Here is a 16,419-nt window from a genome sequence, read left to right as displayed (position 1 = left end):
AAAGGCAACCACCCGTGTTCGATGAGCTGACCACCGACAGCACCGGCAAACTCACACGCCCCGAGGGCAAAACGCTGGAATACAAGCGGGACCTCACCCACCCCGCCGGGCCCCTGCGCACCCTCGTAGCCTTCGCCAACTCTGCCGGTGGCCAGCTCATCGTAGGAATCAACGACGACCGCACCGTCAACGGCCTGGAAGACCCCCTCGCTGAAGAAGAACGGCTCACCTCCCTCATCAACGACACCATCACCCCGCAACTCTTGCCCAACATCATGGCAGCTACCGTAGCCGGGAAAACCGTGCTCATCGTCGACGTACCTGCCACCCGAAAGCCCCACTACATTCGTGCAGAAGGCCTCGACCGCGGCGTTTACGTCCGCTTAGGAAGCTCAACCCGCCAGGCAGACACCGCCATGGTCGCAGAACTAGAGCGGCTAGCCCGGGGTAGCTTCTTCGAAGACGAACCCTGCCCTGCTGCCTCCATCGACGAGCTAGACCTAGAGACTCTCTCCCAGCTTCGGAACACGCCAACGAGCCGGGAGCACCTCACCCACCTGGGATTGGCCGTGGCCTACCTCGGCACCCTGGTCCCCACTAATGCCGGAATCCTGGCAGCCCACCCCCACCCAGACTCCTACCTCCCCACCGCCTACGTGCAACTAGCCCGCTTTCGCGGCACCGACCGGCTCCATATCAGCGACCACACCGATGTGCACACCAACATCCCGGCTGCTGTGGAACCTATCATGGACTTCATCCTCAAACACGCCTACCGCAGGGCTATCTTCGGGGGAGTGAAACGCCAGGACGTCTACTCCGTGCCGGTCACAGCCCTCCGGGAACTCGTCGTCAATGCCCTAGCCCACGCCAACTACGGCGAAAGAGGCACCCCGATCCGCCTCGCCTTCTACGACGACCGGATCGAAATTGAGAACCCCGGCACCCTCCTGCCGGGCATGACTATAGAGACCATGCGCTACGTCTCTAAGCTCCGCAACCCCTCCCTGGCCAAAATTTTCAGAGAAGCCAACCTCATGGAACAGTGGGGCACAGGTTTAAAGCGAGCTTTCGCAGATATCGCAGAGGCCGGTTTACCCGAACCCCGTATCGAAGAGATTGTGGACAGGGTGAGGGTCATCGTATACATCGAAGACCACTCCTCAACGCCCAGCACCTCAATCGCATATGATGAACCGGGTACCGCATATGATGAGCCCGAAACCGCATATGATGAGCCCGAAACCGCATATGATGAGTTGGATACCGCATATGAGGGGCTCCGACTTTCGGCCAACCACCTCACGCTCCTGAGATACCTGGCGGGGGGTAGCAAGACAAGACAGGAAATTCAGATGAGGCTTGGTATCAAATCAACCAGCCACCTGAGCAGCAGCTACCTTACCCCCCTGCTGAATGCCCACTTGATTGAGCGAACCCTCCCCGACAAACCCCAGAGTAAGAACCAACAATATAGGCTTAGTTTTAGCGGCCGGCAACTACTAAAAACAGGAAAATAAAAATGTCAGAAATTACTCAGGCCATTAGCCGTAAACTCGACCAGCAGAGCATTGTAATCTGGCACGACCCTGAGCAGGAATTCCTCGAAGACTTCAACCAGCTAGAACTGCCGGAAAACACCCAAAAACTACACGTTGATAACAATGAATTCGGTATCAAACACACAATTTTCACTGCCCCCGAAGGTCAGAAATTTCTGATTTACCGCCCCGGGCCAGCCACCCAAGATACCGACAATTGGCTTCTCGACCTTGAGCTAGCCTACGGCACCTTTACCGCAGACCGTGCCTCCCTAGCCCTCAACGCAGCCGATATCAAATCTCCGATTGCCGCTAGCCTCGCTGCCCACCACCCCGCTTTCTTCAACGACAGCGCTTTGCTGGGCAAGCTCAAGGCCCGCCTCACCGGTCAAGAAGACGAGGCAACCTTTAAAGCAAAAATGACAGCCTGTATTCTGGACCTGCCCGAGGATCAGCACTCCATGCAGGCAGTCCTCTCCGCCCTCCTGGTGAGCTACGCTCATGGTAACCCGGAGCCTGAAGCCGTGCTCGACCTCTATGACCTCAAAGAATTCTTCTGGCAGGGAGTACGGACAATCTACGCTTACCCAGAAGAATCAACCGAAAACTTCGGTGCCTTCCTCATCTGGGCCTACCGCGATGAAGTGCTCAACAGCACCGCCCCTGAATACCGCAATATCCGAACAGACTACAAGGCCTTCCGCGACAGCTACCACACCCGCCAGAATGCTCTCACCGTCGCCCGTATCGTTGCAGAGAACACCAACTATCGCCAAGCTCATCAGGATGATACTCTGAACGACCTACTAGTCAGCACCCTCTTCGAGGAAACTGAACAGTTAATCCTCCTACACTTAGCTCAAGCTGTTCCCAACTCCCTTTACTCAGCACAAGAGATGAGCGATATGGTGATTCAGCGCGAGCAAAACTCAGTGCTCTGGTACACAAAATACGAAAACTCCTACCGGGCCCTCCTAACCGGTGCGCAGTTCCTTGAAGCTGTCAAGCGCTTCGAGTTGGGGAACAGCAACCTCAACGAAACCTTTAAAACATACGTCACTACCTGGTACACCATCGACCAGCTCTACCGTACCTACCACCTGGCCCAGAAACAGAGCAACCAGGACCACGCGAACTCAATATTCAATCCCCTGACCCGACAGATTAATCAGGCCTACACCAGCAACTACCTCATGCCGCTGGGGAACCGGTGGTCTGAACTCATTGAAGCAACCCCCCGGTGGCGGAAGACCTTCCGCACCAGTAACCTGCAAGAGAATTTCTTTACCGAGCACGTCCAGCGCGAAATTGAAAAAGCTCGTACTTGCGTCATCATCTCAGACGGCCTTCGATTCGAAGTAGCCCAAGAATTAGAACGAAAACTAGCCCACAACAAAAAATACGACACAACAATCAGCGCCATGCTCGGCGTTCTACCGAGCTACACCCAGCTAGGAATGGCCTCCCTGCTGCCACCTGCCCCGCTTACAATCAATCCTTCAAGCTCCACCGTTTCGGCAGGCAGCGTCTTGACCCGCGGCACAGAAAACCGTGACAAAATCCTGCGGCGCCATGAGGGTCTTGCTGTGCAGTATCAGGACATCATCTCCCTGAGCCAAAGTGAAATCCAGGAAAAATTCAAAGACCATAAATTTATCTACATTTACCACAACACAATCGACAACATTGGAGATAAACGAGCAACCGAGAACCAAACCTTCACCGCAACAGAACAAGCAATGAAGGAGATTAAGGCACTCATCAAAAAACTTCACCGGTCCGTCACCCGAATCCTCATCACTGCCGATCACGGCTTTATCTATCAAGATGAAGAAGACAACCAGGTAAGTTACCTCAGCGAAAGAGCCCACGGCGACTCACTGGCCTTTGTAGACCGTCGTTTTGTGCTGGGCACAGGTCTGAGCCGTAGCGACGCCTTCCACCACTTCACCTCAGAAGAGCTAGGCCTTACCGGTGATGCAGAGGTCCTTATCCCCCGATCCATTCAAAGGCTGAAAAGGCAGGGCTCTGGGTTCAAATACGTTCATGGCGGGGCCTCCCTCCAAGAACTGACGGTACCTGTGATTAATGTTCGCGTCACTAAGAAGCAGAACACCGCCCAAACCGTTAGGGTGGGCTTCGCAGAGGTGCCCCAACGAATGACCACAAACCTTCTGGCCATCAAACTCCTCCAACAAGAACCTGTAGGAGAGCTGAAACCCCTTAAACTCAGAGCGGGAATTTATCACGCAGGCAAGCTGATCTCAGATCAGCCTGAAGCAACCTTTAACCTCACCGCTGAGATGGCCAGTGAAAGGCAAATAAAGCTTATTCTGGAACTGACCCGCGCAGCTGACGGCCTCCCTGAAGGGCCCGCAGACATCAAGCTAGAGAGCTACAGCGCCACCACCGATACCTGGCAGCACTACGACAAAACAAGTATCGAGATCAGACGGGGCAACACCGTAATCGACGACTTCTTCAACTAGGCCACAGCAAGGAAAGAACACCAACCATGGCATACACACCGCTAGATGAAAAAATTATTACTGAATTCACCGGCAATGTGGTCCGCAAAGACCTTTCAGCCCACATCAAAAGCAATGCACCAGTACCCACCTACGTCCTTGAATATCTACTGGGCCAATACGCTACCTCCCACGATGAAACTCAAATTGCTGAGGGTATTGAGCGAGTCAAGCTCATCATGCAGAACAACTTTGTTCAGCGAAACCAGGCAGAACTCATCAAATCAACTATCCGCGAAAAAGGCCCCAAACTCCTCATCGACCGTATCCACGTAACCTTTAACGACCAGGACGACCGCTACGAGGCAAGCTTTAACAATTTAGGAATATCAGAGGTCATCATTGACCCAGCTACCGTTCGCGCAAACCCAAAACTCCTGACCACCGGCGTCTGGTGCCTGCCCCGAGTGAGCTACAACGGGACTACCGAAAAGGGCGTCAGCCCCTGGAGCATCGATAGTCTCAAACCAGTACAGCACTCAGGTTTCGACTTTGAAGAGTTCACCAAACACCGTGCAGAGTTCACGACCGAAGAATGGATTGACGTGCTAATGCAGTCCATTGGCCTCAACCCAGAATTCTTTGGAACCCGCCAGAAACTCTTCCAGCTCACCCGGCTCATCCCCTTCGTTGAGCGTAACTACAACCTGATAGAACTTGGCCCCAAAGGAACCGGCAAAACCCACGTCTACTCGGAGTTCTCCCCTCACGGCATCGTTATATCCGGCGGAGACGTTACCGTGCCGAAGCTCTTCATCAACAACACAACCGGCCGCATCGGCCTCGTGGGCTACTGGGATGTCGTAGCCTTTGATGAGTTTGCCGGGCGCACCAGACGCCCCCAGCGGGAACTCGTTGACATTATGAAGAACTACATGGCCAACAAGAGCTTCTCCCGGGGCAGCGACGTACAAAGTGCCGAGGCCTCTTTCGCTTTTGTAGGGAACACCGCCCATAACGTTCCCCATATGCTCAAGCACTCAGACCTTTTCTCGGAACTCCCAGCGAATTATCACGACCCCGCCTTTATCGATCGTTTCCACACCTACATTCCTGGCTGGGAAGTTGAAACCGTGCGCAATGAAATGTTCACTCAGGGGTTCGGTTTCGTGGTGGACTACCTGGCAGAAGGCCTGCGGTACATGCGAAATCTCGACTACTCCCAGCACGCCTCAACCTACTTTGAACTCGATAATAGTCTCTCCAAACGTGACCGGGACGGAGTCAACAAGACCTTTTCAGGTCTGCTTAAGCTCATCTATCCCCACGAAATTTTTACGTCAGAACAGGCTGAAGAACTTTTCACCTTCGCTATCGAAGGCCGAAAGCGTGTCAAAGACCAGCTGTGCCGGATCGACTCCACCATGACCCAACCTCGCTTTGCCTACCGTGAGAAAGCAAGCGGAGAAGAGCGCACCGTTCAGATCCTTGAAGAGGTTGAATACCCAGATCTTTACTGGCGAGAAAGCGCACAGAACCAAGAAGACCAAATGCTGCCTAGCCTTGATGAGGCAGCAGCTAATCACCTCCAGGTAGCCTCTGCACTGTCATCTGAGATCCCCGCATCTACTCCTCCAGAAGGCAAGAGCGGCCCTCAAGAAAAGCGTCTTGAAATCCGTGAGAATCAGACCGGAGTCACCTATCAGGCACTTTTTGCTGACTATCTGCGGGGTGCCACCCTCATTCAACTAGAAGACGCCTATATTCGCCGTTACCACCAAGGGCGCAACCTATTGGATCTCCTGGCCGTTGTTCACTCTGTAAAAGCCCCTGAAAGTGAAATTGTTTTTACACTGCGCTCTGGGTCTGATGAATACGGGGCTTTTACTCAAGAACAAGAAGAAATGTTCGAAGAAATAAAAAACCAGGTTCAACCCCACGGCATCACCTTCATCTATACCTATGACCCCGATGCTCATGATCGATCCATCAAATGTAACAATGGATGGATTATCGATTTAGGTATCGGACTAGATATGTTCCAAAGACCTGCAATGGGATCGTTTTCCCTGGAATTCAACTACCAACAGTTTCGAAAAACCAAACGGCTAGTTCTGAACTACACGTTTGAAGCTGAAGGAAATACAGTTCCTCATGCCTAAAGCAACCGCAATTTTTATCTGCGACGTTCGTGTCCACCCAGAACTCATTTCCTCTTCAGGATCAGCCTGGGAAACAGGAACCTACCCTATACCCAGCGGAACCCGTCGAGATGGAAGCCAACTCTACTCAGATGGCAGGTGGCGGGCAAACTACTTCCCCGCCACCATGTCGTCCTTCCTCTATGGAGACCTTGAGGGGTCTCAAAGCCTTACCGATATGCCCGTCAGATTCCACAGCGTACAGCAGATTGATCTGATGCCCTACGTTGAGAGGAAAACCCGCCGAGTAGACGGGGAACTAGTGCCTAACTTCCCTCAGGTAACAGAATTCTCCATCCGACGGCTAGAGATTTTGCTGGCTGACAGAGTAACGGATGACCTAGCACTTGCCCAGGTAGCGCTTGTATGCGATGTGGCAGCTGAGACTGAGAAACAAGTTAAGGATGTGATACGTAGTTTTGCCTCAGCTTACGGACGGGGCACACACCGAGGCGTTCGAGGGCGGTATCTTCACGAAGTCATCGAGCAAGAGGCACCGGAACTTAACATCAAGTTTCCGACAGCGCAAACCTTACGAGATGATACTGAGGCGAATACCTACACAGCTATTCTGCTCCAAAAAACTCCTGAAGAAATTGAAGAGCTTAGCAAAGCCTACCCAGAAGAATTCAAAGAGTACGAACCTGTTCTGCCTTTGCTTGTTGAGTATTCAACCAACCTATCTCCTGAGCATGCAGCCGAAGATATGGACCGCTTTGACCAGGAACAAGAAAGCCGGTTTATTACCTTCAATAGGATAGGCTACGGATACTTCGCCCGGTACTACGCCACGTTCATCGCGATCAAGGAGCAACAGAATAAGCGCTTCAACAACTTTATTGTGAGCTTCGAAGCTGAGTACCTCGATGCCCTCCTCCTGGGCAGATTACAGGATCAGATGCTTCGCCGTTCTGAGCTGCGCCTCGTTGAGGCTATGGCAGGGGCTGCCCATTCAAATAATCTCGGTAAAACCTCAGATCAGGTTTTGGCTCTCTACCGAGAAATTGAAGTTGATTCTGTACGCTACTGGATGGACGATGCATCGGCCAATACAGGTAAGACAATGGAGGTCCTTCGGGAATACAAGGAGGCTATTGAGTTTTACAAGCGGTACGGTGTGATGAAAGAACACGCGGCAACCATCATGAACATCGCAACTCGCGATCAGCAGGAAGCTGCCCTCGAAAGCCAAGACCGTATCGCGTTGATTCTTGCTATCGTCGGTGCCCTCGTGATTCCCCTGCCCCTCCTTAACGATGGGTTCGATTTCGTGGATAAGGTTGCTCAGCAGCAGATTTTTGTTTCCTGGCATGTCTTCGTTTTCTGGTTCCTGCTGTCAGGTATCTTGCTGGGAGCTATTGTAGGCCTAGCAAACTGGCTCCTAGCACGACGAAAAGGCCGCCTTCGAGGAATCTTCTCTATCCTGCGCTTGGGGAGGACTCGCCGATAAATTTAAACACCTCAGTGTTCTCGTACGCCCCGACATAGTCCTGTAAGAGAGTTACCTCCTGGGCTGCCCACATGTCCCAGTAAGGGCGGTAGGTTTCTCCGTCCCGGACTAGGGCCCGCTGCCTGCGGCGCGCGGTATCAAGCTCCACGAAAACACCCACATCGTGGGTACCGGTCAGGGCCCCTACCCCCTCAGCGATGAGCACGCCGCCCGCCGCCTGCTGGGCAGCGGTAAAGGGGTGCGGGCCGGTTGCCTGAGAGCTACCCCAATCCCAGCCAAACCAGTGCGGGGTAGTCTCGGGGGAGCTGGCGCGTCCGTCCGCCACGGCCTCGGCAAGCTGCTGCCATACCAGGGCAGCTTGGGCCAGCCCGCTCCAGCCCTGATAGAGGTCTTCTAGATGAAAGACCTCGGCCGCGATACCTCGCTTGCTCAACCAGGTAGCCAGCTCAGCAGCCAGGGTGGTTTTACCCGACCCGCTGCGTCCGTCAATCGCCACCAGCAGCGGCCGCTCACCCCGCACCTGCTGGTGGGCCTGTGCCACCACCTCACCGAGCGAATCTAGCCCCGTTAGCTCAAGCACCCCGGCCTCCTTCGCCTTTGCCATAACTACTGCCCTCAGGCTACCGCACCGGGGCGACCTGCTAGGCCATAATGAGAAACAAGCCAACAGGCTCCACCGACAACCAGGGGAACACATGAGCACCGAAGAAGCCCAGGGCACAGCCCTGCTCCACGCCAGCCAGCGCAGCCAAGCCACCCTCGCGGCCTTATCCGCCCCCACCGCCCTGCGCTTCAACCTGCCCGAGGGCTACGCCGGCTCCCTCTACCGCTTCGCCCCGTTGGCGCCCGCTTCTATCGAGAACCTTTCCACCTGGCTCACCCAGCAGTTCTGGCGCAACCAAAACCCCGCCCTGCACGATGACCTGCGCACCCTTGCCGCAGCGGGCGACAACCTTCCCGCCCTTCTGGCAGACATCCAGGCCGGGAGCGGCGGCCTGCTGGGCCGACTCTTTGGCGGCCAAAAGCGCCGCGCCGCAGAAGCTGCCAGTGCAGCCCTTGCTGAGCGGCTGGCGTCCGCCTCCGGTGCTCTTACCCGCCTCACCCCGCTCTTTGCCCAGGCAGACCAGCTCACCACCCTTACCCCCGATGCGGCCTTCGCCGCCAACACCTTAGGTATTAAGGACGCCGCCGCCCCGGCCCTTGCCCGCTATGCCGGGGAAAACTGGGCCGCCCCGCACTGGGAAGAAGTCAGCACCGCAGACCACGCCGCCTTCCTGTCGGTATGGGGAGCCCTCAACACCCCCGAACGTGCCCAGCTGCTCACCGGTATGAGCGGGGTGACATGCAGGCCCTCAAAGCAGAACGGGCCACCCTCACCCTCAAGAACGTTCCCGTCGAAAAACTGCGCGACCTGACCAGCGGTACCGTCCGCACCGCACCCCTTGCGGATGCCGGCCTAGCTACCGTCGCCGACGTCCTCGCCCAGGGCAGCGCCGCCGCCCTCACCCGCATACCCGGTATCGGCGAAACCACCGCCAACCAGATTTACGCAGCCGCCACCCGCCTACTCGACGAAGCAGCAGGCCAAGAAAAAGAGAACCTGGGCGAAACCCGCACCCCCGCCGCCGAACGAATCCTCATCGGCCTTGACCGCCTGCGCACCATCGACGCCGCCCTCGGCGACTCCGACCTCCTCGACCGCCTGGCCTCCTACGCGCCCCTGCTCACCCAGCCGACCCCGGCGTCCGGCCCCCTCTTTGTGGCCGTCGGCGACGACCTGACCGACCTCAACCAGCTCCGCACCGACCTTGCCCGCTGCCGGGACCTCGCTCCGCTCACCGTACCCCCAGCCACCTGGCTCACCCCCGACGCCGCCTGGGCCGGCTACCTCGCCGACCCAGCCACCCACCAGGCCCTGCTCGCCCACTACCTGGGCAAAGAAACCCTCGGCGACGCCTACCTGCCGGCTGAAATCTTCGAGCGGATCCGCAAATACCCCCTCAACCTCACCGGCCTCTCATCCACCCTGCGCGGCTACCAAACCTACGGCGCCAAATTCATGCTCGCCCAGAAAAAAGTAATCCTCGGCGACGAAATGGGCCTGGGCAAAACTATGCAAACCCTCGCCGCCCTCACCCACCTCACCAACACCGGCAAAACCCACTTCATCGTCGTCTGCCCGGCCTCCCTGGTCATCAACTGGCAGCGCGAAACCGAAAAATTCACCGCAATCCCCACCCACCTAGCCCACGGGGACGCCCGCGACGCCGCCCTCACCACCTGGAAAGCCGACGGCGGCCTGCTCATCACCACCTACGACGGGGCCCGCCTCTACTCCGACGCCACCTGGCGCGCCGACGCCGTCATCGCCGACGAAGCCCACCTGGTGAAAAACAAGAGCGCCCAACGCTCCCAAAAAGTCGCCGACCTCGTCCGCGCCGCCGACTACGCCGTCCTACTCTCCGGCACTCCCATGGAAAACCGCGTCTCAGAATTCGTCACCCTCGTCGACTACCTACAACCCGACCTCGTCGCCGGCGGTAGAGCCGAAAACCTACTCGCCAGCGAATTCCGCGCCCGCATAGCCCCCGCCTACCTGCGCCGCAACCAAAAAGACGTACTCTCCGAACTACCCGACATGACCGAGCACCGCGACTGGCTCGAACTCACCCCGTCTGACGCAGACGCCTACCGGGCCGCCGTCGCCGAAGGCAACTTCGCCCTCATGCGCCGCGCCGCCTGGGCCGCAGACGACTCCGCCAAACTCACCCGCCTGCTTGAAATCGTCGAAGAAGCCACCAACGCCGGCCGCCAGGTCCTCGTCTTCTCCTTCTTCCTCTCCGTCCTCACCCGCCTCGAAACCGCCCTCGGCACCAAAACCATCGGAACCATCACCGGCGCCATGCCCCCAGCCGAACGCCAAGCCGCCGTCGACAGGCTCAAAGACGCCGCCCCCGGCTCCGTCCTACTCGCCCAAATCACCGCAGCCGGTGCCGGGCTCAACATCCAATCAGCCTCCATCGTCATCCTCGCCGAACCCCAGTTCAAACCCACCATCGAAGCCCAAGCCATCGCCCGCGCCCACCGCATGGGCCAAACCCACGCCGTCGACGTCTACCGCCTCCTCGGCGCCAACACCGTCGACGAACGCATGATCGAACTCCTCGGCCTTAAATCCCAGCTCTTCGACGAATATGCCCGCATCTCCGCCACCAAGGACGGCGCCGCCGAAGCCGTCGACATCTCCGACTCCAAGATGGCCGCCCAAATCATCGCGGACGAACGCGCCCGCCTCGGCCTGGACGCCGCCGCACCCGTGGCCGATAGCGAGGGGACGGCTGAGGGTTAGGGAACAGGAGGAAAAGCACGCAGAGTTCGCGCTCGCTGGGCGGACGCGGCCAGGGCGCCCCTTGCGCTGACAACCGCTCTCGTTCGTCGCCCGGGGGCTCCTCACGATTCACCGCCAGCCCCGATCCACGTCAGCTCTCAGGGGCGCCCCTGCCCGCTTACCCGGCCCAGGCTAACTGCTGTGGGTCTGGATCTGCTCGATGACTCCGGGCACGGCGTCCCGAATCATCTGGAAGGTCTCGTAGAAGTCGCTCATATCGCCGTACCAGGGGTCGTAGATGCCCAGCCGGTCAAGGGGCTGGTCTGCGACAGCCGGGTCGAACTCGCGCATGAGCCTAACCTTGGCCGCTGCCTCGTCGCTAGGGGCCATACGCTTAAGCGCCCGGTAGTGGTTGGTGTCCATGGCTAGAAGCAGGTCGTAGCGGTCAAAATCGGTCCGGGTGAACTGCTGGGCTCGGTGGGAGCCGGTATTGATGTTGAGCTCATCGAGCACCTTCTTGGCTCGACGGTCGATGGGATTGCCCTCTTCCTCATTGGAAATGCCGCTGGAAGCGACCTCCACGGTGAGCCCGGCCTGGGCGGCAGCTTGTTTGATAAGGTACTCGCCCATGGGGGAGCGGCAGATATTTCCGGTGCATACAGTCATGATTCGATACATGCTCACTATGTTCCCATGAAGCTTTCGGGAAAAGGTGGGCGGGCAGAGAAGCTGAATAAAAAGTGGTAAAAAGTTCGCTCTAAGGCGGAAAAATAAGGGCAACCTGTGTATAGTCTTACAGGTACACACACTTGATGGTGGCTCTTAGGCAAGAAGGTTTGCCCGGTTCATACAGCAGTGAACTGAGAAGAGCAGCACCAGACACTCAGTTTCTTGAGTTCTTTCGAGATGACAAAAGCCCCGCAGGCCACACACCTGCGGGGCTTTTGCGTACTGCCTACAATGGGTGACATGAGTACCAGCACAACAGTCAACGACGACCGCCCTGAGGAACAGACCCCTAAACCTCGCCGCAGCAGGGGTAACCGCCTAGCTCTTGCCGCTCTACCGCTCATTTTCATTCTTGCGCCCTGGGTTCTAGCGCTGACTGCGCCTGAGCAAGTGGTGATTACTTCGATTCTGGTCGGCACCCCACTCGTCCTTGCGATTCTTGCCGCCTACGATGCGGCAACCTACCGACCTAATCTCACTTTCTGCCTGTTGGCCGCAGCCTGTATGTGGCTGGCTTCCAGGCTTTTTTATCCGGACGGAGCGGGCTGGTACGTTTGGGCGGTAATCATCATCTATATCGTGTCAGTCAGCCCCTGGCACAAAAAATTTGCGGACGAGTGGGGTACAAGTTCCGAGGGTAAAGAAGGCTCTGGAGGGAAAGAGTAATGCTCCGCTGGGAACTGCACCACCCTGTGGCAGGGCATCTGCTTCTGGAGCGTGGATCTGATGCCGAATTCATCGAGATCGACCCGGACTGGCCTATCAAAAAACCAGACGAGAAGTCACTGCACGCCCTTAACGAGTCTCCGGTAGGGGCAAAGATCCGTGAACGTATCGCCGAACGTATCGACCGGCCTAAGCAACGGGTGAGGGTGCTCGTTGACGGTGAAGTAGTGGGCCGGTATGACCATACTCCTACCAGCATTGCACTCAAGAAGAACCTTCTAGACGGAAAGTTCTCCCGGGCTAAGGCCGCTGTTCCCACAGACCCCCAGCTTAAACTCACCACAAACTTTCTGGATGAGCTGCTGGTCGTGGCCTATAAACATGGGACAGCTAAGGAATATGTCGAGCTCGACGTGCCAGCCGGTAGCCGGTCAGAAGCCTACCGTGAGGCGCTTGAAAGAAGCCCTTCTCGACGGTTTGTGTTGCCCTTGCTGTTCGGTTTGGGCCGCTCCGCCTGGTTTCTCGCCATGCTGGTGCTTATGCCTGTGCTGGGTAGGGTAGTGCAGTGGCTAGTCGAACGTCTTCCAGATATAAATGCGCCCCAGATAGCCCTGCCTGTTCCAGAATTTACTCTTTCCCTGCCTGCCCCACCCCAGATAAGTCTGCCCGTTCCTTCCTGGCGCGTCCCCTGGCCTACTATTACTCCACCGGACTGGCTTATTTTTCTCATGGAATACTCCAAAGCCTGGGTCCCTCTCGTCATCGGAATAGTTGCTGCAGTTCTGGCTGTACGTAATGGGAAAAAATCTAAGCGCAGGAGGGCTGAGCTCGAAACTGACGGCAAAGAAGCCCAGGGATAGCCCAGGAAAACGTAGACACCGCGCGAAATATAATCAAGCTGACCATTTTCGCCTGTAAAGTTAGCTAGGACACACACTATCTGTATGGAAGGATGAGATTGCCATGACTCAGCAGCCTACAAACCCTGAACCCAACCTCCCTGGCGCCGGTCAGGCGGCGTCCGCCCAGGGCGTCCCGCAGCCTGCGCCCGGCACCCAGGCACCCGATACTCTTATCGGCGGCCCTATACCCCAGCCTCCCGCTGACCCGAAAAAGAAAAACATGGGTCTGCTCATCGGCGGCCTGATGGCTATCGGTATTGCCATAGCTATCCTGTCGGGGCTTATAATCTCCGGCGTCTTCGGTGGGTAGGGAACGCCCTCTGCGGGCTCTAGAGCGCAGTGCATTGCCCCTTGGTTGCCCTGGGGTCTAGTACCACCTTGCCGAGTCGGCACCTCCTTGTGTGGAGTGCCGACTTTTTTGTGTGCACTTTCAGGGTTTTAAAAGGTGTGGACGTCGCAGCCCGCCCCTGCCCTGCAAAGGCGGGGCGGGCGTCCGTCTGCTTCCCATAAGCCTAAACTGTTCATGCGCAAAAAAGTTGAGTCTTTTTGACTCAACTCTGTTGACTTCTGCTCAAAACGTGGCAAACTAGATATCAAGACAAGCGGGTTGAGCATACCGGGCTCAACTTGCTTGAAAGATGTACAGATAACCAAATCTCAAGGAGAAAACATGTCACGTGCAGTAGGTATTGACCTCGGTACTACCAACTCAGTTGTATCAGTCCTCGAAGGCGGCGAGCCCGTCGTCATTGCCAACGCAGAAGGCGCCCGCACCACCCCCTCCGTCGTCGCATTCTCAAAGGACGGCGAAGTTCTGGTCGGTGACGTCGCCAAGCGTCAGGCCGTCACCAACGTCGACCGCACCATCGCCTCCGTCAAGCGCCACATGGGCACCACCTGGACCCAGGACATCGACGGCAAGGCCTACACCGCCCAGGAAATCTCAGCCCGCACCCTCATGAAGCTCAAGGGCGACGCTGAAGCCTACCTGAACGACAAGGTCACCGACGCCGTCATCACCGTCCCCGCCTACTTCAACGACGCCGAACGTCAGGCCACCAAGGAAGCCGGCGAAATCGCGGGCCTCAACGTCCTGCGTATCGTCAACGAACCCACCGCAGCAGCCCTGGCCTACGGCCTCGACAAGGGTAACGAAGACGAACTGATCTTGGTCTTCGACCTCGGCGGCGGCACCTTTGACGTCTCCCTGCTCGAAGTTGGCAAGGACGAAGATGGCTTCTCCACCATTCAGGTCCGTGCAACCTCAGGCGACAACCGCCTGGGCGGCGACGACTGGGACCAGCGCATCGTCGACTTCCTGCTGGAGCAGGTCAAGTCCAAGACCGGCGCTGACCTGTCCAAGGACAAGATTGCTCTGCAACGTCTGCGTGAAGCAGCAGAACAGGCCAAGAAGGAACTGTCCTCAGCAACTTCCACCAACATCTCCCTGCAGTATCTGTCCGTCACTCCCGAGGGCCCCATCCACCTGGATGAAAAGCTGACCCGCGCCAAGTTCCAGGACATGACCGCAGACCTGATCGAGCGCACCAAGAAGCCCTTCAACGATGTCATCTCTGAAGCAGGCGTCAAGGTCTCCGACATCGCCCACATCGTGCTGGTCGGTGGCTCCACCCGTATGCCCGCCGTCACCGAGGTCGTCAAGGAACTCTCCGGTGGCCGCGAACCCAACAAGGGCGTCAACCCCGACGAGGTTGTTGCCATGGGTGCAGCCCTGCAGGCAGGCGTGCTGAAGGGTGAGCGCAAGGACGTCCTGCTCATCGACGTCACCCCCCTCTCCCTCGGTATCGAGACCAAGGGCGGCGTGATGACCAAGCTGATCGAGCGCAACACCGCTATCCCCACCAAGCGTTCCGAAACCTTCACCACCGCTGAAGACAACCAGCCCTCAGTATCGATTCAGGTCTTCCAGGGCGAGCGCGAGTTCACCCGCGACAACAAGAACCTGGGCACCTTCGAACTGACCGGCATCGCACCCGCACCCCGCGGCGTCCCCCAGATCGAAGTTACCTTCGACATCGACGCCAACGGCATCGTGCACGTCTCCGCTAAGGACAAGGGCACCGGCACCGAGCAGTCCATGACCATCACCGGCGGCACTTCCCTCTCCAAGGAAGACATCGACCGCATGGTTAAGGACGCCGAGGCTCACGCCGAGCAGGACAAGGCCCGCCGCGAGGCAGCCGAGACCCGCAACGCTGCTGAGAACACCGCTTACTCCATCGAGAAGCTCATCAAGGACAACGACGAGAAGCTGCCCGAGGACGTCAAGACCGAGGTCCAGGCCGACGTTGACGCCCTGAAGGCTGCCCTCGAAGGTGAAGACGATGACGCCGTCAAGGCTGCTTTCGAGAAGCTGCAGGCCTCCCAGACCAAGCTGGGTGAGGCTCTCTACGCCCAGGCTCAGGCAGACGCCGCAGCCGGCGAGGGTACCAAGGATGAGGACGACGACGTCGTTGATGCCGAAGTAATCGATGAAGAAGACGAGAAGAAGAACTAATCATGGCTGAGAACACCAACGAGCCCGTAGACAACCAGCCCGAGGGCACCGACCCTCTGGAGGACGCCTTCGCCGCCCCGGCATCTGAAGGCCACCCCGAGCCCGAAGGTGTAGCTGCTGACGCTGCGGCAGATGAAGAACCTGCCGCAGCCGAGGCCTGCGAAAGTGCAGAGGCAGCTGAGAGCGCTGACGCGGCCCTGGCCGCCGAACGTCTTGAAGATCTGCGCCGCCTTCAGGCCGAGTTCACCAACTACAAGAACCGCACCGCCAAGGAAAAAGACCAGCTGCGCGACTTCGTGATCGCCGATCTGGTTGCCGCCCTGCTGCCCGTCATTGACGATATCGATGCCGCCCGCAAGCACGGCGACCTTGAAGAAGGCCCCTTCGCCGCCATCGCTAACAAGCTCGAAGAGACCCTGACCAAGCAGGGCCTGGAACGCTTTGGCGAAGTCGGCGAACCCTTCAACCCCCAGGTTCACGAGGCTGTCCTGCAGCAGCCCACCAGCGAGGTTGAGCCCGATTCAATCTCCATGGTTCTTCGCAACGGTTACAAGGTGAAGGACCGCGTGGTCCGCACCGCCCAGGTAGCCGTAGCGGTAGCAGAATAAGGGATGCG

General features: G+C 57.6%; 13 protein-coding genes. 11 read left to right on the top strand and 2 right to left on the bottom strand.

Annotated features, from left to right (window positions below; genetic code table 11):
* Positions 1–14: 14 nt before the first annotated feature.
* Genes ACRCJM_RS07620 through ACRCJM_RS07605 form a run of 4 tightly spaced genes read left to right on the top strand, consistent with a single transcriptional unit; the run spans position 15 to position 7,660 of the window.
* Positions 15–1,520: an ATP-binding protein gene (locus ACRCJM_RS07620; RefSeq protein WP_431464443.1), complete on the top strand. Its 1,506-nt coding sequence runs from the start codon at positions 15–17 to the stop codon at positions 1,518–1,520.
* A 2-nt stretch (positions 1,521–1,522) separates the two neighbouring features.
* Entirely contained in the window at positions 1,523–4,030 is a 2,508-nt protein-coding gene (gene pglZ, locus ACRCJM_RS07615) for a BREX-1 system phosphatase PglZ type A (protein WP_431464442.1), read from the top strand.
* Positions 4,031–4,056: 26 nt separating this feature from the next.
* Positions 4,057–6,171 carry a BREX system Lon protease-like protein BrxL gene (gene brxL / locus ACRCJM_RS07610; protein ID WP_431464441.1) on the top strand — a complete coding sequence of 705 codons (2,115 nt, stop codon included), beginning with the start codon at positions 4,057–4,059 and terminating at the stop codon, positions 6,169–6,171.
* Complete coding sequence (locus ACRCJM_RS07605) at positions 6,164–7,660, top strand: hypothetical protein (protein WP_431464440.1); 1,497 nt, start codon at positions 6,164–6,166, stop codon at positions 7,658–7,660. Before brxL ends, ACRCJM_RS07605 begins: the two co-directional genes overlap by 8 nt.
* Here ACRCJM_RS07605 and ACRCJM_RS07600 read toward each other — a convergent pair.
* Entirely contained in the window at positions 7,629–8,264 is a 636-nt protein-coding gene (locus tag ACRCJM_RS07600) for a hypothetical protein (protein ID WP_431464439.1), read from the bottom strand. The genes ACRCJM_RS07605 and ACRCJM_RS07600 overlap by 32 nt on opposite strands.
* Positions 8,265–8,355: 91 nt before the next feature.
* On the opposite strand from ACRCJM_RS07600, the gene ACRCJM_RS07595 reads away from it, so the two are divergent.
* Together ACRCJM_RS07595 and ACRCJM_RS07590 are read left to right on the top strand one after the other, a co-directional pair.
* Positions 8,356–9,075, top strand: a complete 720-nt coding sequence (locus tag ACRCJM_RS07595; RefSeq protein ID WP_431464438.1) for a hypothetical protein — start codon at positions 8,356–8,358, stop codon at positions 9,073–9,075.
* Positions 9,003–11,009 carry a DEAD/DEAH box helicase gene (locus ACRCJM_RS07590; RefSeq protein ID WP_431464437.1) on the top strand — a complete coding sequence of 669 codons (2,007 nt, stop codon included), beginning with the start codon at positions 9,003–9,005 and terminating at the stop codon, positions 11,007–11,009. The genes ACRCJM_RS07595 and ACRCJM_RS07590 overlap by 73 nt, the downstream gene beginning before the upstream one ends.
* 171 nt (positions 11,010–11,180) lie before the next feature.
* Here ACRCJM_RS07590 and ACRCJM_RS07585 read toward each other — a convergent pair whose 3' ends face one another.
* Positions 11,181–11,654 carry a low molecular weight protein-tyrosine-phosphatase gene (locus ACRCJM_RS07585; RefSeq protein ID WP_431464436.1) on the bottom strand — a complete coding sequence of 158 codons (474 nt, stop codon included), beginning with the start codon at positions 11,652–11,654 and terminating at the stop codon, positions 11,181–11,183.
* Between the two features lie 303 nt (positions 11,655–11,957).
* Here ACRCJM_RS07585 and ACRCJM_RS07580 point away from each other — a divergent pair, with 303 nt between their 5' ends.
* From ACRCJM_RS07580 to ACRCJM_RS07560, 5 genes are all read left to right on the top strand, one after another.
* Positions 11,958–12,383 (top strand): hypothetical protein, encoded by a 426-nt coding sequence (locus ACRCJM_RS07580; RefSeq protein ID WP_237222402.1) that lies wholly within the window; start codon positions 11,958–11,960, stop codon positions 12,381–12,383.
* Positions 12,383–13,243 (top strand): hypothetical protein, encoded by an 861-nt coding sequence (locus ACRCJM_RS07575; protein WP_431464435.1) that lies wholly within the window; start codon positions 12,383–12,385, stop codon positions 13,241–13,243. Before ACRCJM_RS07580 ends, ACRCJM_RS07575 begins: the two co-directional genes overlap by 1 nt.
* A 103-nt stretch (positions 13,244–13,346) precedes the next feature.
* Complete coding sequence (locus tag ACRCJM_RS07570; RefSeq protein WP_431464434.1) at positions 13,347–13,595, top strand: hypothetical protein; 249 nt, start codon at positions 13,347–13,349, stop codon at positions 13,593–13,595.
* 360 nt (positions 13,596–13,955) lie between these two features.
* Positions 13,956–15,803, top strand: a complete 1,848-nt coding sequence (gene dnaK / locus ACRCJM_RS07565) for a molecular chaperone DnaK (RefSeq protein ID WP_431464433.1) — start codon at positions 13,956–13,958, stop codon at positions 15,801–15,803.
* Positions 15,804–15,805: 2 nt separating this feature from the next.
* Positions 15,806–16,411 carry a nucleotide exchange factor GrpE gene (locus ACRCJM_RS07560; RefSeq protein WP_431464432.1) on the top strand — a complete coding sequence of 202 codons (606 nt, stop codon included), beginning with the start codon at positions 15,806–15,808 and terminating at the stop codon, positions 16,409–16,411.
* Positions 16,412–16,419: the final 8 nt, after the last annotated feature.

This window comes from Rothia sp. L_38, assembly GCF_050689125.1.
In the GTDB taxonomy this organism is placed as follows: Bacteria; Actinomycetota; Actinomycetes; order Actinomycetales; family Micrococcaceae; genus Rothia.
This window is presented reverse-complemented; position numbering and strand designations above follow the sequence as displayed.